This is a genomic window from Shewanella sp. Arc9-LZ (genome assembly GCF_010092445.1).
Taxonomy (GTDB): domain Bacteria; phylum Pseudomonadota; class Gammaproteobacteria; order Enterobacterales; family Shewanellaceae; genus Shewanella.
The window spans coordinates 124572-143153 of the sequence record NZ_CP048031.1; the positions used below are offsets into that span (position 1 = coordinate 124572).

The 18582-nt window shown below is 41.5% G+C and carries 20 protein-coding genes; 15 read left to right on the forward strand and 5 right to left on the reverse strand.

All coding sequences use genetic code 11. The features are described 5' to 3' along the window. Window positions 1–2 precede the first annotated feature (2 nt). The 9 genes from gspF to GUY17_RS00600 all read left to right on the forward strand — a co-directional run bounded on the left by gspF (window position 3) and on the right by GUY17_RS00600 (window position 6992). The gene (gspF, locus tag GUY17_RS00560; protein ID WP_101087409.1) at window positions 3–1235 is read left to right on the forward strand and encodes a type II secretion system inner membrane protein GspF; all 1233 of its coding nucleotides are present in this window, start codon (window positions 3–5) and stop codon (window positions 1233–1235) included. Window positions 1236–1331: 96 nt separating this feature from the next. Beyond that, complete coding sequence (gspG, locus tag GUY17_RS00565) at window positions 1332–1766, forward strand: type II secretion system major pseudopilin GspG (protein ID WP_059745209.1); 435 nt, start codon at window positions 1332–1334, stop codon at window positions 1764–1766. A gap of 1 nt (window position 1767) precedes the next feature. Next, window positions 1768–2340, forward strand: coding sequence for a type II secretion system minor pseudopilin GspH (gspH, locus tag GUY17_RS00570; RefSeq protein WP_101087408.1), 573 nt, complete (start codon window positions 1768–1770; stop codon window positions 2338–2340). A gap of 64 nt (window positions 2341–2404) precedes the next feature. Continuing rightward, window positions 2405–2815 carry a type II secretion system minor pseudopilin GspI gene (gene gspI, locus GUY17_RS00575; protein WP_302476626.1) on the forward strand — a complete coding sequence of 137 codons (411 nt, stop codon included), beginning with the start codon at window positions 2405–2407 and terminating at the stop codon, window positions 2813–2815. Then, complete coding sequence (gene gspJ / locus GUY17_RS00580) at window positions 2796–3500, forward strand: type II secretion system minor pseudopilin GspJ (protein ID WP_162022013.1); 705 nt, start codon at window positions 2796–2798, stop codon at window positions 3498–3500. The genes gspI and gspJ overlap by 20 nt, the downstream gene beginning before the upstream one ends. Further along, on the forward strand, window positions 3500–4486 hold the full coding sequence (gene gspK / locus GUY17_RS00585) for a type II secretion system minor pseudopilin GspK (RefSeq protein ID WP_162022014.1): 987 nt from the start codon (window positions 3500–3502) through the stop codon (window positions 4484–4486). The genes gspJ and gspK overlap by 1 nt, the downstream gene beginning before the upstream one ends. A 51-nt stretch (window positions 4487–4537) precedes the next feature. Next, on the forward strand, window positions 4538–5743 hold the full coding sequence (gspL, locus tag GUY17_RS00590; protein WP_162022015.1) for a type II secretion system protein GspL: 1206 nt from the start codon (window positions 4538–4540) through the stop codon (window positions 5741–5743). Between the two features lies 1 nt (window position 5744). Continuing rightward, window positions 5745–6221, forward strand: coding sequence for a type II secretion system protein M (locus GUY17_RS00595; protein WP_101087404.1), 477 nt, complete (start codon window positions 5745–5747; stop codon window positions 6219–6221). A 9-nt stretch (window positions 6222–6230) separates the two neighbouring features. Then, window positions 6231–6992: a type II secretion system protein N gene (locus tag GUY17_RS00600; RefSeq protein WP_162022016.1), complete on the forward strand. Its 762-nt coding sequence runs from the start codon at window positions 6231–6233 to the stop codon at window positions 6990–6992. Window positions 6993–7161: 169 nt separating this feature from the next. Here the strand turns inward: GUY17_RS00600 and yrfG are convergent, their stop codons facing one another. Further along, window positions 7162–7827 carry a GMP/IMP nucleotidase gene (gene yrfG / locus GUY17_RS00605; protein ID WP_162022017.1) on the reverse strand — a complete coding sequence of 222 codons (666 nt, stop codon included), beginning with the start codon at window positions 7825–7827 and terminating at the stop codon, window positions 7162–7164. Window positions 7828–7904: 77 nt separating this feature from the next. On the opposite strand from yrfG, the gene nudE reads away from it, so the two are divergent. Both nudE and cysQ read left to right on the forward strand, forming a co-directional pair. Next, window positions 7905–8492: an ADP compounds hydrolase NudE gene (gene nudE, locus GUY17_RS00610; RefSeq protein ID WP_162022018.1), complete on the forward strand. Its 588-nt coding sequence runs from the start codon at window positions 7905–7907 to the stop codon at window positions 8490–8492. Window positions 8493–8608: 116 nt separating this feature from the next. Next, entirely contained in the window at window positions 8609–9418 is an 810-nt protein-coding gene (cysQ, locus tag GUY17_RS00615; RefSeq protein ID WP_101087400.1) for a 3'(2'),5'-bisphosphate nucleotidase CysQ, read from the forward strand. A gap of 302 nt (window positions 9419–9720) precedes the next feature. Here cysQ and mnmH read toward each other — a convergent pair whose 3' ends face one another. After that, window positions 9721–10821 (reverse strand): tRNA 2-selenouridine(34) synthase MnmH, encoded by a 1101-nt coding sequence (mnmH, locus tag GUY17_RS00620; RefSeq protein WP_162022019.1) that lies wholly within the window; start codon window positions 10819–10821, stop codon window positions 9721–9723. Continuing rightward, window positions 10821–11876, reverse strand: a complete 1056-nt coding sequence (gene selD, locus GUY17_RS00625; protein WP_162022020.1) for a selenide, water dikinase SelD — start codon at window positions 11874–11876, stop codon at window positions 10821–10823. Before selD ends, mnmH begins: the two co-directional genes overlap by 1 nt. 197 nt (window positions 11877–12073) lie before the next feature. On the opposite strand from selD, the gene GUY17_RS00630 reads away from it, so the two are divergent. After that, window positions 12074–12688 carry a TetR/AcrR family transcriptional regulator gene (locus GUY17_RS00630; RefSeq protein WP_162022021.1) on the forward strand — a complete coding sequence of 205 codons (615 nt, stop codon included), beginning with the start codon at window positions 12074–12076 and terminating at the stop codon, window positions 12686–12688. Then, the gene (locus GUY17_RS00635; protein WP_162022022.1) at window positions 12675–14531 is read left to right on the forward strand and encodes an MFS transporter; all 1857 of its coding nucleotides are present in this window, start codon (window positions 12675–12677) and stop codon (window positions 14529–14531) included. The genes GUY17_RS00630 and GUY17_RS00635 overlap by 14 nt, the downstream gene beginning before the upstream one ends. Window positions 14532–14610: 79 nt before the next feature. Here the strand turns inward: GUY17_RS00635 and GUY17_RS00640 are convergent, their stop codons facing one another. After that, entirely contained in the window at window positions 14611–15720 is a 1110-nt protein-coding gene (locus tag GUY17_RS00640; protein WP_162022023.1) for a fatty acid desaturase, read from the reverse strand. A gap of 156 nt (window positions 15721–15876) precedes the next feature. On the opposite strand from GUY17_RS00640, the gene fabR reads away from it, so the two are divergent. After that, complete coding sequence (gene fabR, locus GUY17_RS00645) at window positions 15877–16494, forward strand: HTH-type transcriptional repressor FabR (RefSeq protein ID WP_011635616.1); 618 nt, start codon at window positions 15877–15879, stop codon at window positions 16492–16494. A gap of 64 nt (window positions 16495–16558) precedes the next feature. On the opposite strand, the gene trmA is transcribed toward fabR, so the two are convergent. Then, the gene (trmA, locus tag GUY17_RS00650) at window positions 16559–17656 is read right to left on the reverse strand and encodes a tRNA (uridine(54)-C5)-methyltransferase TrmA (protein ID WP_162022024.1); all 1098 of its coding nucleotides are present in this window, start codon (window positions 17654–17656) and stop codon (window positions 16559–16561) included. 129 nt (window positions 17657–17785) lie between these two features. Between trmA and murI the strand changes: the two genes are divergently transcribed. Beyond that, a complete protein-coding gene (gene murI, locus GUY17_RS00655; RefSeq protein ID WP_162022025.1) occupies window positions 17786–18565 on the forward strand; it encodes a glutamate racemase in 780 nt (259 codons plus the stop codon). Window positions 18566–18582 lie beyond the last annotated feature (17 nt).

Below are 18582 nucleotides of genomic sequence, written 5' to 3' on the forward strand. Positions count from 1 at the left end.
CAATGGCGGCGTTTGAATACAAAGCCCTTGATAGTAAAGGCAAGCAACAAAAAGGTGTGATAGAAGCTGATACTGCGCGTCATGCAAGAAGCCAGCTGCGTGAGCAGCGCCTTATGCCGCTAGAACTTCAGCCTGTCAGTGAGAAAGAAGCCCGTTCACAGCGTGGCGGTTTTAATTTAGCCTCCCTATTTAAAAAGCGTATTTCTGTTGCCGAATTGGCATTGATTACGCGCCAAATAGCGACATTAGTGGCCGCAGGCTTACCCATTGAAGAAGCGTTAAAAGCGGTGGGGCAACAGTCTGAGAAAGATCGCTTAGGTAGCATGATTATGGCGGTGCGTTCTCGGGTGGTTGAAGGTTACAGCTTAGCTGACTCAATGGCCGAATTTCCGCATGTGTTTGATGACTTATACCGCGCAATGGTAGCCTCGGGTGAGAAATCAGGCCATTTAGAAGTGGTACTTAATCGACTTGCCGATTATACCGAGCGTCGTCAGCAACTCAAATCCAAGCTTACTCAAGCAATGATTTACCCTATTGTATTAACCGTGGTCGCTATTGGTGTTATTGCGGTGTTATTGGCAGCTGTGGTGCCAAAGGTTGTTGGGCAGTTTGAACACATGGGCCAAGAATTACCTGGTACAACTCAGTTCTTGATTCTCGCCTCTGATTTTGTACAACATTGGGGGGTTGTGGTCGTACTGCTTATCTTTGCTGCTATGGTGATGTTTCAGCGACTGCTGACTAATCCGATTATGCGGATGAAATATGACACAGCCCTTTTGAAAATGCCCGTTATTGGCAAAGTAAGTAAAGGCCTGAATACCGCCCGATTTGCGCGAACATTAAGTATTTTGTCAGCCAGCTCGGTACCATTACTTGATGGGATGCGTATTGCCAGCGAAGTTTTACAAAATGTTAAGGTGCGTGCTGCTGTTGATGAGGCTACGGCGCGAGTCCGTGAGGGAACTAGTTTAGGCACGGCGTTGACTAATACTAAGTTATTCCCGGCAATGATGTTGTATATGATTGCATCGGGTGAAAAAAGTGGCCAGCTAGAAAACATGCTAGAACGCGCAGCAGACAACCAAGACCGAGAGTTTGAGTCGAACGTTAATATTGCATTAGGAGTATTTGAACCAATGCTAGTCGTGAGTATGGCATCGGTTGTATTATTTATTGTAATGGCCATTTTACAGCCTATTTTAGAGTTAAATAACTTGATCAGCGGTTAGGTTTGAAGTTATGGATTTTTGTAGGGTAAGCGTAAACCAAGATTTATAGCTGATTTTACGCATGAATATATAGACAATTTTTAGAGGAAGTAATTAATGCAACATAATAATAAACAACGTGGTTTCACCTTACTCGAAGTAATGGTGGTGATTGTTATTTTAGGTATTTTAGCGTCAATGGTTGTGCCCAATTTGATGGGTAACAAGGACAAAGCCGATCAACAAAAAGCGGTATCAGATATTGTGGCGTTAGAAAATGCATTGGATATGTATAAGTTAGATAACAGTATTTACCCAACCACAGAACAAGGTCTCGATGCGTTGGTGCAAAAGCCTAACTCGTCACCAGAGCCGCGTAATTTCCGTGAAGGTGGGTATGTTAAGCGTTTACCACAAGATCCATGGCGCAGTGACTATTTACTATTAAGCCCTGGTGAAAATGGCAAAATTGACATTTTCAGCGCAGGACCAGATGGACAACCAGGTTCTGAAGACGATATCGGAAGCTGGAATTTACAAGATTTCCAATAAGATGATTCATCATCGTCAAGCCGGTTTCACTTTATTAGAGGTGTTAATTGTGGCATTGCTAATGGGTTTGGTTGCCTCTGCGGTAACCATGTCTATTAGTGTTGCTGGGCCGGAACAAATGCTCAAAAAACAGGCGCAACGTTTTATGACTGCCACTGAGATGGTGCTTGATGAAAGCGTCTTAAGCGGTCAGTTTATTGGCATTGTGATTGACGAAGATCAATATCAGTTTGTGTTTTATAAAGAAGGCAAATGGATGCCAGTTGATCAAGACCGGCTATTATCGGCCAAAAAAATGGATGCCGGTATTACCTTAGATATTGTGATCGATGGCATGCCATTAGTTCAAGAAGACGAGCAAAATGAGTCTTGGTTTGATGAACCTTTTATCGACGAAGAGAGCGAAGAAGAAAAAAAGAAACATCCTGAACCGCAAATTTTATTGTTTCCCAGCGGAGAAATGACTCCCTTTGAGTTGGGTTTTAATACGATTAATGACGACCGTCAGCCAGTCAATGTGCTGGTTGTGGGTGACGCGTTAGGCCGTTTAACATTAGGGCGTGTAGATGAATAAACTCACATCACATCGACGCCCTCAATACGGGAAAGTTAACCGCTCAGGTATTAACAACTTAGGTATTAGTCGCTCATTTGTTAGTCACTCTGGCGTTAAAAGCTTACGCGGTAAAAATTGTGGTATGACCTTACTTGAGGTTATCGTTGCTCTAGCTGTGTTTTCCATTGCAGCGGTATCGGTTACTAAAAGTTTGGGTGAACAAATGGCGAACATGCCCATTTTAGAGGAACGAACGTTAGCCCAATGGGTAGCCAGTAATCAAATGGTCGACGTGCGATTACCTGGTACCTTTCCTGATATAGGCCAAAAAACGGGTCAGTCAGAACTTGCGGGCCGCGAATGGTATTGGCGCCAAGAAGTGATTAAAACCACCGATGATAAATTTAGAATGATCCGTATTAGCGTCAGTGACGACGACAAATTTAAACGCGTAGTGGCTCAGGTAAGCAGTTATGTCCATAACAAAGCCTAGGTATTTCAGCGGCTTTACCTTACTCGAAATGCTTATCGCGATTGCGATTTTTGCCATGTTGGGTATCGCGGCAAACTCAGTATTGTCGACGGTAATGAAAAATGATGAAGTGACCAAAGAGTTTGCTACTCGGCTTAAGTCATTACAGCAAGGTTTTGGTGCGTTAGAACGTGATTTTGGCCAAATGGTAGCGCGTAGCCCTAGATTATTTGAAGGTGATCGTGGCAGCCGTTTTTTTCAGGCTGGCGATAATATCCTCGACTCTGAAACCGAAGCACTGGTATTTTACCGTTTGGGCTGGTTAAACCCCGATGGCATGTTACCTAGAGGCAGCCTGCAATCGGTTGCCTATGTGGTTCAAAATGGCCGTCTTGAGCGTTGGTATTATCCTTATCCTGAACCTGTATCAGGTGCTGAGCCATTAAAAAGCATGGTTATTGACCATGTGCTGTCAATTGAGTATTCGTTTTATATGGATGATAAATGGCAGAAGCAAGTTGATGGAACCGTGATGCCAAAAGGGATTGCGATGGAAATAGAATTAGAAGGTTTGGGTAAAATTCAGCGTCGTTTTTTACTGCCTAAAGGTGCACCAGCAACTAAGTCTGACAAAGACAGTGGCAACAACCGTAACGGTTCAAATAGTAAAGATGAAAATGAAACCGATGATGGGAAATCCTCATAATGGGCGGCCAAAAGCAACGCGGGGTTGCATTAATAGTAGTGATGCTAATTGTTGCTATGGTGGTGATTATTGCCACCAACATTAGTAGTCGCAATCAGCTTTCAATGCGTCGAACGCTTAATTTAGCCCAATACGACCAGGCTTATTGGTATGCCCTTTCTGCTGAAGAGCTGGCGATGAAAGTGCTCAAGCAAGATTTTGAAGATTCAGAAGGAACCGTACATTTACAACAGTATTGGGCCTTGGCCAATGTGGCGTTTCCAGCTGAATACGGTGAAATTGTCGGTGAAATACAAGATATGCGATCATGCTTTAATGTTAATGCCGTCGGTCAAGCATCGAATGAAATTGAAAATGGTCAGCCCAAAATGACCGTAGCAGCTATACAGTTTCAATCGCTGTTGATCAGTTTAGGCGTTGATGATTTTGGCGCCGAGCAATTAACGTCAACCCTTAAAGATTATATCGACGAAGATACGTTATCAGGCCCATATGGTGCTGAAGATGCCGAATATGAATCGCGTAATGTGCCATATCGTGCGGCCAATACCTTGATGCAGCATCGCAGTGAGTTACGTGCAGTGTTAGGGTTCAACCAAGATGTTTACCTGAATCTTTTACCTTATGTATGTGCAATACCTGGTGAAGACAGTCAGCTATTAAATGTAAATACCATTAAGGTTGAGCAAGCAGCTTTACTGACAGCAATGTTAGAAAATAAAATATCAGTCGGCGAAGCTGAAAATGTTATTAACAATCGTCCAGCGGATGGATATGAAAAAATTGAAGAGTTTTGGGAAGGTTCATCACTCAGTGGTATAAAGATTGAAGCAAATGTAAAGTCGAGTTTTGTGGTTGATAGTCAGTACTTTTTATTGAAGGCTGGTGCCAAAGTCGATACTGCAATATTTCGAATGGATAGTGTCCTGAAGCGTAATGGTAAAGATTTAGATGTGCTCACCCGTCAGTATGGTGGTCAACAATAATAACAAATTCATTGCGTAACAATGCGTATTGAGATCGGTGGAGAATAAACAGTGTCTGAACGGCTATTTATCCGGTTAGGAAAATCATCAGAACACCCATGTTCGTGGCTAGTATGGTCAGAACAAGAGCAAGAGATCATCGCTTCTGGTGAATTATCTGATGCCGCCAGTCTCAGCACTTTAGCTGAGCGTGCGGGTAATCGTCCTGTTGATGTACTTGTGCCTGCGGCCAACATGACATTGACACAAATTTTGTTGCCCGAAAAAGGTCAACGCCAAGCATTAAAGGCGTTGCCATACATGTTAGAGGAATCATTAGCGACGAATGTAGACAATATGCATTTTGTTGTTGGGCCTCGTGAAGGTGAGCAGCTTAATGTGGCTGCGGTGGCGCATGAGCAAATGCAAATATGGCTTGAATGGCTCCATCATGCAGGCTTAAAAGTAAAACGTATCGTGCCAGATTGTTTAGCGTTGCCGTTAGAGCAATGTCGCTGGGCGGCAATGAGTGTTGGTAGTGAGTATTTAATCCGAACGTCTGAAGGTGGAGGCGTTAGCGTGCCTAAAGCATGGTCTGCATTTGCACTTCCACACCTATTAACAGCTGCAAAACCTAATGATAATGAGTCAATTAGTGTAGCAAGCTACAGTGACGATATTGTATTTGAAGGCGTGGAAATTAATAACAAGCCACTCGATTTACCGATGATGGTATTAGCAAAAGGCATTTTGAACGCCCCAATCAATTTGCTAAGTGGCATTTATAAACCTAAGCATGAATACAGTAAGCAATTACTCACCTGGAAAAATACGGCGATTGTGGTGATGATTGCGATTGTTTTAGCCTTAGCGAATAAAGGCATCGCCATTCATCAACTGAATAACCAGACCGCAGAGCTGCAAGCTCAAAGCGAAATGATTTTTAAACAAGCTGTACCGGGTGTAAACCGTATTGTTAATATGCGCTCACAAATGGGCAGTGAATTACGCAGCATGCAAGGCCAAGGTGGCGGTGCAGTATTTTTTGAAATGCTAGATGGTTTAAAGCCAGCGTTTAGTAAGGTGCCAGAACTTAAACCGAACACTTTGCGTTACGAAGCCAATCGTAATGAGCTACGAATGCAAGTGACAGCAAAAACGTACGGCCAAATAGATACATTTAAAGAGCTTGTTAGCAAAGACTATCTTCTCGAAGGTGGTGCCATGAACAGTAGCGAAGAAAGCGTTACCAGTACGCTGACGTTAAGGAATAAATAACATGGAAAACATGCGTAGTTGGTGGCAAGGTTTAGCCATTAGAGAACAACAACTTGTTGGTTTTTGTGCTGCAGTATTGGCGATAGGCATCATTTATTGGGGCATTTGGACACCGATATCGAATGCTCAAGAAACTGCCCAACGTGATAACAGCGCAGCGCAGCAAACGTTAAATTATGTTAAACAAACCGCCAATAAAATAGCGGGTCTGAAACAAGCGGGTGCGCAAGCTAAAGTTCGTGGCAGTTTAAGTTCTTTGGTAAATCAAACAGCTGGACAATATAAGTTAGAGATCACTCGCATGCAGCCGCAAGACGATAAAATTCAGCTATGGATGGATGACGTGCCATTTGATGCGTTACTAGGTTACTTGCATGACTTAGTAGAGCAAAAGGGCTTAACGTTAGACAGCGTAGATCTAACCGAATCAGACGTTGCTGGCTTTGTAAAAGTAAGACGTATTCAGCTTTCTCAGTAAGGATTTTTTGTGAGCTTATTTTCAAAAATAGTCATTGGCGTCATTATTTACCTCGCGTTTTTATTGGTTTATTTACCGGCGAACTGGTTAGTCAGTATCGCTCCGTTACCTAATAATGTGGTTATCACAGGTGCTGAAGGTACACTTTGGCAAGGAAAGGCGGCGTTAATTACCATTGATCAACGCCAAATAGAACACGTTAGTTGGCAGTTAAGTCCATGGGGATTATTGCTTGGTAAAGCCGATATCGATTTTAATATCGGTAATCGAGCTACGGCTGTTAGTGGTAAAGGTAGTGTGAGTTGGTCGTTATCTGGGCTGAGTGCCAAAAATATTCGCCTTGATTTACCTGATAGTTTTTTACTAGCGGGAGCCCGTTTACCTTTTAAAACCCAAATTGATGGCGATGTGAGCTTAATGGTTGCAGTGCTAGAGCAAGGTAAACCATGGTGTGAACAATTAAACGGTAAATTATTTTTAAATAATACTAACGTTAAAAATCAATATGGCGTGTACCCTTTAGGTAACATTTCATTGGGGCTCAGTTGCCTTGATGGGCAATTACAAATTGCCACTGATGAAACTCAAAACGTATTAGGCTTAACGGGAACTGTTATTTTAGGCGAGTCAAACTTGGTTAAAGTGAGTGCTAAAATTAAACCGACCGATGCCCAACCTAAAGATTTACGTGATTCGTTATCCTTTTTAGGTCGACAAGACAGCCAAGGGTATTACCCTATTAACTATCAAGGCGTTGTGCCTGGCTTGTAAAATCGGTTGATATTTGAATAACTAATGCCTTGATATCACTATCAAGGCATTTTTATATCGGCAATAATTTATCGAATAACCTTATCAACTACTTTATTAACTATGTTCAGACATCAACCGCTATTTAACGATCAATCACTACTTGAATCGTTTATATAGTGATATTTGCTTATACCGATTGAAGTGCCAATGATAGTGGGTGGTAATCGGTAATCGCTGGGAAGTCGGTAAATTCAATATGAGGCTTTTGGCTATCGGGGTTTTTAATCCCGAGTTGATAACCTATGCCAGCCTTTTTCGATGCCGCTAATATCACTTCGCTGTCATCAATAAATAAACACCGTGACGGATCTAAGTTGAACTTAGTCAGTGCATACTGCCAAAATTGCGGATGTTCTTTGGGATAACCGCTTTCATGGCTCGATAACATTTCATCTAAACCATGGCCTAAATTGGTATGAGTTAACTTAAGCGCTAAGCTTTGTGGGTGAGCATTAGTAAACAAAATGCGTTGTTTACTTGCCCCTGCTAATGCCTGTAAAAAAGGCATGCTGTCTTGGCGAAGTTTAATTCTATCAGCCGATGCATGGTGTAATGCCAAAATATCGAGTTGTAAATAGCGTTGCCAGTAATCAAGACAATACCAATCTAAGGTGCCAACGACATCATAGTAAGCTTGTTTAACGAGTGTATTGGCTTCATCCAAACTTATTTGACGCTGCATGCTTAATTGTTGTGGCACTAAATGTAACCAAAAGTGGTTGTCAAAATGCAGATCAAGCAAGGTACCATCCATGTCGAGCAGCACTGTATCTATTTTATACCAAGGAAACATGTAAATTCCGGTTGTAGAATATACCCATAATAGTAAGATTGTACCCTGTATATATTAATTCGTCACACGAGGCTTCAATGACACAGCGGCATAAAAAGCCGGAAATCCTGCATACCGAAATTGTTGCCAAAAGCAGACTGTTTCAAATCGAGCAGGTACACCTTAAGTTTTCTAATGGCGTAGAGCGTCAATATGAAAGAATGAAGGGCGGTAGCAGAGGGGCGGTGATGATAGTGCCTATTCATCAAGGTAATTTATTATTAGCGAGTGAATATGCCGCCGGCACTGATAATTATGAACTCGGTTTTCCGAAAGGGTTGATAGATCCAGGCGAAACGGCAGTTGAAGCCGCTAATCGAGAGCTCCAAGAAGAAATTGGTTTTGGCAGTTATCAATTGACCTATCTAAAAGAGCTATCGCTTGCGCCAGGCTACTTTTCCAGCAAAATGCATATTTTTGTTGCTGAAAAACTGTACCCTAGCCGTTTAGAAGGGGATGAGCCTGAACCAATAGACGTGATCCCTTGGCCATTATCTGATTGGCAGTTATTACTCGAGAATGTTGATTTTTCAGAATCTCGTAGTGTTAGTGCACTTTTTTTAACTCAGCAATATCTCAATACACCAACAGATAATCTTACACGTGAAGTCAACGCCGTAAAATAGGTTATTCACAAGTAGTATTGAGTTAGTCATTGAACAGCAACATCGAATAGGCAATAGCCTTATTTATTGATGTCCTTGTGAGGTCATCCTTATCGAATCCAGCAATTGGAGTAATAATGAAGCCAGAAGATGTAATTGAGCAAGTTATAGACATCGCAACGGAAGCTGGGCAAAAAATTCGTGATATTTACCTTAAAGGTAACTTCAAACGCGAAATTAAGTCCGACAATACCCCTGTCACGTCTGCCGATTTAGCCGCGCACGATATTATTTGCCGTCAGTTAGCTGAACTCACGCCCGACATTCCTATTTTAAGTGAGGAAGCTGCAGATATTCCACTAAGTGTGCGTGAAACATGGAAACGCTATTGGCTAGTCGATCCATTAGATGGCACGGGTGAGTTTATTGCTGGCAGTGGTGATTTTTCAGTGATCATTGCTTTAGTTGAACATAACCGTCCTATCATGGGAGTGGTTTATGTGCCGATGACTAAGGTGTGTTATTACGCAATAGCCGGGCTAGGTGCTTATAAGCGTGATGGTAAGAACGAGATACGTATCACCAGTAAACAATTAACCGGTGATGAACCAGAGCATTTACGTTTAGCCGTTAGTCGTCGTCAAGATCCGCAATCTGTTTTAAAGTTACTCAATAAACCCAATCATTGTGAGTTAGTGGTGATGGGTGGTGCAGCATTAAAAAGTTGTTTGGTGGCCGAAGGACGTGCTGATTGCTATGTCCGTTTAGGACCCACTGGTGAATGGGATACTGGTGCTGCGCAGATTATTATTGAAGAAGCAGGTGGTGCACTGATTGATATTAATTTACAGCCTATGACCTACAATGAGCGTGAAACACTCGAAAACCCAAATTTTATTGTGGTAGGTAGTGCTAATCTCCCGTGGGATATATTGTTAACTAATTAATTTGTTTATATTTTAATGGACATAAATTAATATTTTGGATGTGTTGCTTTTTCGAACAGAGATTAATTTATTAATCATATGATGGCAACGACATGAGTAACGATATGGCAACAGTAGCCACTAGAAACCATCAACACTATATCGTGCATCGTGGTTAAATAACGATGGCAGTGTGCAGTTTTATCCGTTAATAACAGTGAGTCTTGAACTACTGTGACTAGATTTATGTTGATTTCAATACTGAATTTGGTGAGACACACATAAAAATGCCCTCATCATGAGGGCATTTTTGCTTAAATGACTTATGACTTATGACTATCTAACCATTGATGTATCGCTTTTCTGTCGCCTTGAAAGATAACTCTGTCCTGTTTCTTTTCAAGTTGATACAGATACATCGGGTCATAATAAATATCGAGTAACAGGCTTATCCAGTCTAAATGCTTACTGGTATCATTTTGGCTTTGTTGTACGTTAAGCGCATTATCAACCAAGTCTTGCAATTCTTGATGTTGCTTACCGCCTAAGCGTTTACGAATGCCCAATAAACTTTGAGTCAAATATGCTTTAAATGCATCGAAACCCGCTTGCTCACCTAATCCAGATACATAATCAGCCAGTTTTTGCTCAACATAGTCATTTAATAAACGCGGTAAACGCGCGTCTAATGGCTCGTCGAGTACGATAATATCAGCTTGTTGCATGGCGCTGTAAAAATGCTTTGGCAGGGCTGAACGACCAATTAGCATACTTTCATCTTCTAACAGCAAATGGTTATGTTGCTGTTGTTGATGCTGCAGCAATGCCACGGCTAAATTATTTTCGAAGTTGATTTGACTGGGTTGCGGATCGATATTTTTGCCAAAGCTCGACCCTTTATGGTTGGCAAGGCCTTCAAGGTCGACTGATTCATTCCGTTGATGGATAACTTCCGTTTTACCACTACCTGTTATGCCACTTAAAATCAGCACTTTAGATTGGCTTGGCGCTTGCTCGATAGTATTAATTAAAAAACTACGTATGGCTTTATAACCCCCTTCAATATAAGGGATGTTCATGCCTGATTCTTTAATCCATTGCTGTGATAGCTTTGAGCGCAAACCGCCACGAAAACAATATAAATAGCTGTCAGGATGTTGTGACAATTGAGCAAGCCAAGCATCTATACGTTGCTGTTTAATTTTACCTTTCACCAGCTCATGACCTAATGCTATAGCAGCCTCTTGGCCACGTCTTTTATAGCATGTACCCACTTTTTCGCGTTCACCATCTTGCATTAATGGTAAATTAATCGAGTGGCCAAAAGCACCTTTAATGAATTCGATAGGCGCTCTTACGTCAATTAATGGACGGTTTTCTAATAGAAGTCTGCCATATTCTGAGCTGGGGATGACCTCGCTCATTAGTTTAATTCCACAAGGATATCGTGTCCGTCAACGCGTGGCTCATAAGTATTGAGCATACCGATACAAATAGCGTCAATTCCATTGGCTTCTAATAATGTTTTAAGTTCCTGTTCTGCCTCTGCACTCACGGCAACTAATAGTCCTCCACTGGTTTGTGGGTCGCAAATAATTGCTTTTTGGTCATCCGTTAGTGGCGGTAAATGTTCGCTATAACTGTCAAAATTACGATGGGTACCGCCTGGAATACAACCTTGAGCGAGGTAATCACTGACTTTAGGGAGTAAAGGGACTTGGGATAAAACGATATTAGCTTTAAGTTGTGCGCCTTGGCATACTTCAATTAAGTGACCTGCCAGTCCAAATCCTGTGACGTCCGTTAATGCATTAACCCCAATAATTTTAGCGATATCAATACCAATCGTGTTGAGCTGACACATGGCATTAGGGGCAATTTGGCTGTCTTCATCACGCAGCTTTTTCTGCTTTTGTGCTGTAGTCAGAATGCCAATACCAATCGGTTTGGTGAGGTATAGACGGTCATTCGCTTTGGCAGTGTTGTTCTGTTTTACTCGCTCAAGCGGTATTTGGCCTGTAACCGCTAAACCAAAAATAGGTTCAGGCGCATCAATACTGTGACCGCCAGCCAACATAATACCGGCATCGGCACAAGCTTGGCGTCCGCCATCAACTACTTGTTGGGCTACTTCAGGTGGTAATAAGTTAACCGGCCAGCCTAATATCGCAATAGCCATAATTGGCGTGCCGCCCATGGCATAGATATCGCTGATTGCATTGGTTGCGGCAATTCTACCAAAGGTAAATGGATCATCCACAATGGGCATAAAGAAGTCGGTGGTACTGATAATGCCGGTTTGTTCATTGAGTTTGTAAACTGCAGCATCGTCACGGGTTTGATTACCGACTAATAAATTGGGGTCAGTAAACACGGGGAGTTGTGACGCAAGAATAGTGCTTAAGACTTTAGGAGAGATCTTACAGCCGCAGCCTGCGCCATGGCTATATTCGGTAAGTTTTATATTGGTATGAGGCATGGTTGTGTTTCTGTCGCTGGCTTATTGATGAGCAATTATAATGTTTCTCAAGGATTATTTCTTGGTTATTCGCGGTTTATCAAACCTAGTCGTGTATTTTTAATTAAAAAAATAATTATTATGAACGTTGTTTTTTATTTTGTTTGCTGTTAATTTATCAACTGACATAAGGTGCATATCATTTTTAGGTTGGTATTGTGGCGAGACGAAAAGAGCATACGCATGAGCAGATCCGCCATATGGCTATTAGTGCTGTGGCTGAGCATCTGCAATACGACAGTATTGATAACTTAAGCTTAAGGAAAGTAGCAACCACCATTGGTTACGTGCCAAGTACGTTAATTAATATTTTTGGTAGTTACCAATACTTATTACTCGCGGTATCTGAGCAAACATTGTTACAGCTTGCTGCGCAGTTACAGTTAATTAAACCGACCACGCCAAAACAAACAATTGAGCAAATGGCATTAGTTTATAGTCAGTTTGCTTTAGCGAATCGACGCTGTTTCCGATTGGTATTTGAATTATCAATGGCGGGTGACCAGCCTTTACCTGTGGCTCACCTCGGGCTGATTAAATCATTATTTTCTGACGTTGAGTCTCAGCTAAGTCAATACTTTCCTTCTGCATGTGAGCAAGAGGTTGAAACGATGAGCCGCGTACTTTGGGGTGGGATACATGGGTTAACGTGTTTGTCATTGGATGGCAAACTATTTGAGACACAATCCTGTTTACAAGACATGTTGACGAGTCATGTAAGCAGTTATATTGATGGAATGAGCATAAAAAGGAATTCAAATGCTGCTAACTAAACGATTTTTCCCCTATTTTGCGACTTTATGCCTAGGTGCGCTTAATGACAACTTTTATAAAAATGTGTTGCTCTTGTTAGTGACGTACAGCCAATTAAATGCATTACCGATTGATGTTAACTTGTTTGTTAATTTAGCTGCTGGCGTATTCATTTTACCTTTTTTCTTGTTTTCTGCTCATGCTGGTATCGTGGCTGACAATATGAATAAGGCAAAATTGATTCGACGGTTAAAGTTGTTAGAGCTGATTATCATGTCGACAGCGGCTATCGCGATTATCAGTCAGAGTTATATGGTGATGTTGCTGCTGCTATTTTTAACCGGCAGCCAGTCTGCATACTTTGGTCCAGTAAAATACTCATTATTACCTCAAGCCCTAAGCGAAGCAGAGTTAGTGAAAGGGAATGCTCTAGTTGAAATGGGCACTTTTTTGTCGATTCTTGTTGGTACCCTAAGCGCCGGTTTGGTGGTGTCTAATGAAAATGGTTTAACGTGGGCTGCAATCATTGTCTGTGTGTTGGCGATTTGTGGTTATCTTGCTAGCCGTGCGATTCCTTCATTGCCTGCCCAAGGTGATTTAAACCCTAGCAAGTTTTCGTTATTTTCTGGCACTTGGCGTTGTATCAATAAAGCGCGACAAACCAAGACTATTTGGATGGCCATTCTCGCCATTAGTTGGTTTTGGTTCTTAGGGGCCACCTATTTGACTCAATTTCCAAATTTTGCCAAGTTGCATTTACATGCAGATGCTACTGTTGTTTCATTGTTACTGGCGTTATTTTCTGTCGGTATTGCGGTTGGGTCATACGTGTGTGAACGTTTTTCGTTTGGGCATGTTGAGTTAGGCTTATTACCATTTGGGGTATTGGGCTTGAGCGTGTTTAGTTTTGACATGATAGCGGCTATTCCGCTTGAGCTTGTTGAACCAGGTTTTGTGTATAGCTTCGAGTCATTTATCGCTAGTGCGCAGCATTATCGTGTGATGATTGATTTGTTTCTTGTCGGCCTAAGTGGCGGGATATTCATTGTGCCTCTGTATGCGTTTATTCAAACTCGTGCAGAAAAACAAGAATGTGCTCAAGCTATTGCGGCGAATAACATCATTAATGCCTTCTTTATGGTGGGCTCTGCAGTATTATCGATAGTGTTGCTTGGGGTATTTCAGTGGAGTATCCCTGAATTATTCATGCTTGTCGGCGTGCTTAATTTGGTTGTGCTGTTATATGTCTACTCACAAGTGCCAGAGTTTACCCAACGCTTTATCAGTTATTTGCTGAGCCATGTTATGTATCGGGTGAATGTACGTGGTAGAGAACATATTCCGGCACAAGGGGCAGGAATTATTGTCAGTAATCATGTGAGTTACGTTGATGCGTTAGTCATTATGGGCGCGTCAACTCGACCTATTCGGTTTGTAATGGATAAGTCGATTAGCGAAATTCCATTATTAAAGTATTTGTTTCGGCACGCTGGTGTTATCCCAATCTGTTCACCTAAAAAGTGTGAGTCGACATATCTAAATGCATTCGAACAGATACATCAAGCATTAGCTAACGATGAGCTAGTGTGTATTTTTCCGGAAGGGAAGTTAACTCCAGACGGTGACATTGGTGAGTTTAGACCTGGTATTGATAAAATTTTACAACGGGATCCAGTAACAGTAATACCGTTAGCGTTAACAGGGTTGTGGGGATCTTACTTTAGTCATAAAGGCGGGCATGCACTGACCACTTTTCCTAAACGTTTCTGGTCTAAAGTATCGGTAAGTATTGCACCTTCAGTTGACGGAGCTACGACCAATTGCAAAGCGTTACAGCAGCAGGTGACTCAGCAATTTAATTAGCACATGATGTACTAGTGAAGCTGCTCAAAACAAAAAAGGTCACGCGTGGGCGTGACCTTTAAATGGTTAAGCTTTAGCTTTACTGTGCGTAGGCAGCTGTTAGGCTTTTCCAATTACGTTGTTGTTCAAGAAATTGGTTACGCAATAATTGTACTTGTTGTTTCAGATTGTGATCTGTAAGTTGCTTGCGTTTCGCCTCTAACAAACTTTTTTTGGCTTGATAATAGTCAACTAAGTGTTGCTTCATCAGCTCATACTCTGCTTGAAACTTTTCTATAATTTCATCGCAGTTAGGTAAGTGAGCAACCTGATTCTGAGCTTGTAAAAGTTGCATCTGCAAACGTGCACTTTCAATACGCTCTTGTGGCACTTTACGTAAGTCACTCGTTAAACCAAACCAGTTCATCAGCTTGATTAACCATTTGGTTGGATCGTAGTCCCACCATTTGATGCCATTGCGATAATCGTTTTCAAAAATATGATGGAAGTTGTGATACCCCTCACCGTATGTAAGTAACGCTAAAAATGCATTATCTCGGGCTGAGTTTTTATCTGTGTACGGTTGTTTACCCCAAATATGGGCTAATGAGTTAATAAAGAAAGTACAGTGATGTACAACCACTAGGCGTAGTAAACCGGCCATAAGAACCATTGATAAAATATCGCCATTTAACCAACCTATAAATGCCGGTAAACCAATATTCATTAAGATCACTAAGGCTAAGTAGTGCTTGTGCTGCCACATAACGATACGATCGTTTTGTAAGTCGCGCACGTTGTTGTAGTCGCTGTAACGACTCGCTTGATACTCACGTAGCATCCAACCTATGTGGCTGTACCAAAATCCCATTTGAGCTGAGTACGGGTCTTTATCATTATTATCAACATGTTTGTGATGAATGCGGTGATCACTACACCAATGCAATGCGCTATTCTGTAGCGCCAATGCCCCGCCTAGTGCGTATAAAAAACGAACTGAAGAGTGAGCTTTATAGGCTTTGTGTGACCATAATCTGTGGTAACCCGCAGTAATCGATAGACCACTTGCGTAAGCGAAAACAACAAATGCAATCCATTCAATGCCATCAAAGCCATGGGTAAAACCACGCCAAGGGATTAATACCACCGCGCCGATAAAAGTAATGGCAAATAACAAGGTATTAAGCCAAATGATTGGAGGTTTTTTCATTTAGTAGGGTTCCAATAATAGGTTTAAATAAGTTGAGCGTACAATTGTACGCTAATTTTACTTAGGGAACTAGTCATGGTCAACTTTAACAGGGCTGTGTTTCTGTTTTAAAAACGGTATTATCGGTGAATTAATATTGACTGAATGGATTAGTAAATGGGTGTTAGAGCACAACAAAAGGAAAAAACCCGCCGTGCATTAGTGGATGCTGCATTTAATCAACTCAGTGCTGAACGCAGTTTTTCCAGTCTAAGCTTACGTGAAGTTGCTCGTGAAGCTGGTATTGCACCCACATCATTCTATCGCCATTTTAAAGACATGAACGAACTTGGCTTGACCATGGTCGATGAAGGTGGATTAACCTTACGTCAAATGATGCGTAAAGGTCGTCAACGTGCAGAAGCTGGTGGGAGTGTGATCCGTATTTCTGTTGACACGTTTATGGAAGTATTAGAGTCAAACCCGAACGTATTTCGAATACTACTTCACGAACGTTCAGGTACCTCAGCGGCATTTAGAGCCGCAGTTGAGCGCGAAATTGAACATTTTATTTCTGAACTTGCTCATTACACCGAGGCCCAGGCAAATCGCACTCCTGTGTTAGCGCGTGCTCAAGCTGAAGCATTGGTTATTTTAGTTTTTAATGCCGGAGCATCAGCGTTGGATTCCAAGCGTAGTGAGCGTAAGTCATTAGCCGATCAGCTAGTACTACAACTGCGTATGGTGGCTACAGGCGCTGAAGCGTTACAGCATAAAATTGACAACCGTGCTTAATTTATCGCGATTATAACCAAACAGGGCGCTAATCATTAGCGCCCTGTTTGTTAGTAAAGCTGTATTACTTACGTTCTAGTAATACTCCTGATTCCATATGATCGGTATATGGGAATTGGTCAAATAGCGCAAAGCGAGTTATTTTATGTGTTTGACCTAAGGTTAACAAATTGTCATTCAGTGTTTCTGGATTACATGAAATATACAAAATCCGCTCGTAACCTTGGATAAGCTTTAATGTTTCAGGATCAATGCCTGCACGAGGCGGGTCAACAAAGATAGTATTGCAATCGTAACTGTCTAAGTCGATGCCTTCTAAACGTCTAAATTGACGCTTTTTCGCCATGGCATCACTAAAGTCTTCAGCAGACATGCGAATAATTTGAACATTATCAACGTGATTAATATCGATGTTGTATTGCGCAGCATCAACTGAAGGCTTGGCCAGCTCTGTTGCTAATACACGATTGAAATTTTGTGCCAATGCAATCGTAAAATTACCATTACCACAGTACAACTCTAGTAAATCACCCTGACTGTTTTTAGTTGCATCAATTGCCCACGCCAACATTTTTACAGAGACTTTCGCATTAGGCTGAGTAAAGCTGTTTTCAATTTGCTTGTAATGCAATACCTGTTCATTAACCGTTAAGGTCTCAACAACGAAATCTTTGTCTAAATCGATTTTTTGCTTACGCGCACGACCTATAATGTTGACATTGAATTGAGCAGATAACTTTGCTTTTAATAGAGTCGCGTGTTCACGCCACTCTTCATCGAGCTGGCGGTGGTACAACAAAGACACTAAAATTTCGCCGCTTAATGTCGACAAGAAATCTACTTGAAACAATCGATAACGCAATGCAGGATTAGGTGTTAACTCTGCTATTAATGCGGCCATCATTTGATTAATAATCAAACCAGCGGGTAAATATTGATCGCAACGCACTTTTGCATTCAGTGCTTTATCAAACATGTAGTAATATAAGTCATCATCTTGATGCCACATTCTAAATTCAGCACGCATACGATAATGCATAGGCTCAGAAGCAAAGACTTCAAGCGCCGGTGGATTGAAATCGGCAAAGGCCTGTTCTAGCTTGATGCGCTTTCGTTGTAATTGTGCATCGTAGTTTTTAGGATCCATTGCAGCTAAATTCATATCGTCCACCTAATACTGTAAAAAAGGGCGCAAATATTATACTAAATGACGCTGATGTCTAGTATTACGCACCTAAGTATAAAGTGGCCCGACGATTAATGCTGAACATATACATATTTGGAGCCCATATTGTCTGGACCTATTTTAGTGTTTGATTCTGGTATCGGCGGATTGTCGGTAATGAACCAAATTAGAAAACAGTTACCACAACATGATTATTGTTACTTATTTGACAATGCACGCTTACCTTATGGCAACTTATCAGAGCAAGAGTTAATAACTGGATGTGTTGCACTTATTACTCATCATGCACGACGTTTGAACGCCAGTATTGTGGTGGTTGCCTGTAATACCGCCAGTACTTTGGTATTGCCTCTATTACGCCAGCAATTAACCAATCCTATCGTGGGAGTTGTTCCTGCTATTAAACCTGCCGCCATGTTATCGAAGAAAAAGCACATTGGTTTATTGGCTACGCCTGGGACAGTGAAACGAGATTACACTCAAGCATTAATCAATCAGTTTGCCGGAAACTGTAAGGTTGAATTATTTGGGACTTCAGATTTAGTGTTACTTGCGGAGCAGTATGTAGCTCAACAGCCAATCGATATGGATAAGCTAAACGATATCTTAGCACCCATCGCGGCAACTAATATTGATGTACTGGTGCTGGGCTGTACTCATTTCCCAATGATAGCGACAGAAATAAGTCATTATCTTGGCGAAGGAGTAACACTATTAGATTCAGGGGAGGCGGTAGCAAAACGGGTAAGGTTTTTACTGAGTAAAGAAAGTAATGGCAATAAGCAATTACAAGCATGTTATACCAAAGATATTAGCCAAGGGCTTAAAGCAACATTAGTCGATTATGGTTTTAGTGATTTTTCGCTGGTAACCATAACCGACTAACAACACTATTAATTTAC

Coding starts and splice junctions, on each gene's coding strand:
- gspK (WP_162022014.1), top strand. CDS start 3,500: ATGGGCGGCCAAAAGCAACGCGGGGTTGCATTAATAGTAGTGATGCTA.
- GUY17_RS00640 (WP_162022023.1), bottom strand. CDS start 15,720: ATGAAAAAACCTCCAATCATTTGGCTTAATACCTTGTTATTTGCCATT.
- gspH (WP_101087408.1), top strand. CDS start 1,768: ATGATTCATCATCGTCAAGCCGGTTTCACTTTATTAGAGGTGTTAATT.
- cysQ (WP_101087400.1), top strand. CDS start 8,609: ATGAAGCCAGAAGATGTAATTGAGCAAGTTATAGACATCGCAACGGAA.
- GUY17_RS00635 (WP_162022022.1), top strand. CDS start 12,675: ATGCTGCTAACTAAACGATTTTTCCCCTATTTTGCGACTTTATGCCTA.
- GUY17_RS00595 (WP_101087404.1), top strand. CDS start 5,745: ATGGAAAACATGCGTAGTTGGTGGCAAGGTTTAGCCATTAGAGAACAA.
- yrfG (WP_162022017.1), bottom strand. CDS start 7,827: ATGTTTCCTTGGTATAAAATAGATACAGTGCTGCTCGACATGGATGGT.
- gspG (WP_059745209.1), top strand. CDS start 1,332: ATGCAACATAATAATAAACAACGTGGTTTCACCTTACTCGAAGTAATG.
- nudE (WP_162022018.1), top strand. CDS start 7,905: ATGACACAGCGGCATAAAAAGCCGGAAATCCTGCATACCGAAATTGTT.
- gspF (WP_101087409.1), top strand. CDS start 3: ATGGCGGCGTTTGAATACAAAGCCCTTGATAGTAAAGGCAAGCAACAA.
- mnmH (WP_162022019.1), bottom strand. CDS start 10,821: ATGAGCGAGGTCATCCCCAGCTCAGAATATGGCAGACTTCTATTAGAA.
- selD (WP_162022020.1), bottom strand. CDS start 11,876: ATGCCTCATACCAATATAAAACTTACCGAATATAGCCATGGCGCAGGC.
- trmA (WP_162022024.1), bottom strand. CDS start 17,656: ATGAATTTAGCTGCAATGGATCCTAAAAACTACGATGCACAATTACAA.
- gspJ (WP_162022013.1), top strand. CDS start 2,796: ATGTCCATAACAAAGCCTAGGTATTTCAGCGGCTTTACCTTACTCGAA.
- fabR (WP_011635616.1), top strand. CDS start 15,877: ATGGGTGTTAGAGCACAACAAAAGGAAAAAACCCGCCGTGCATTAGTG.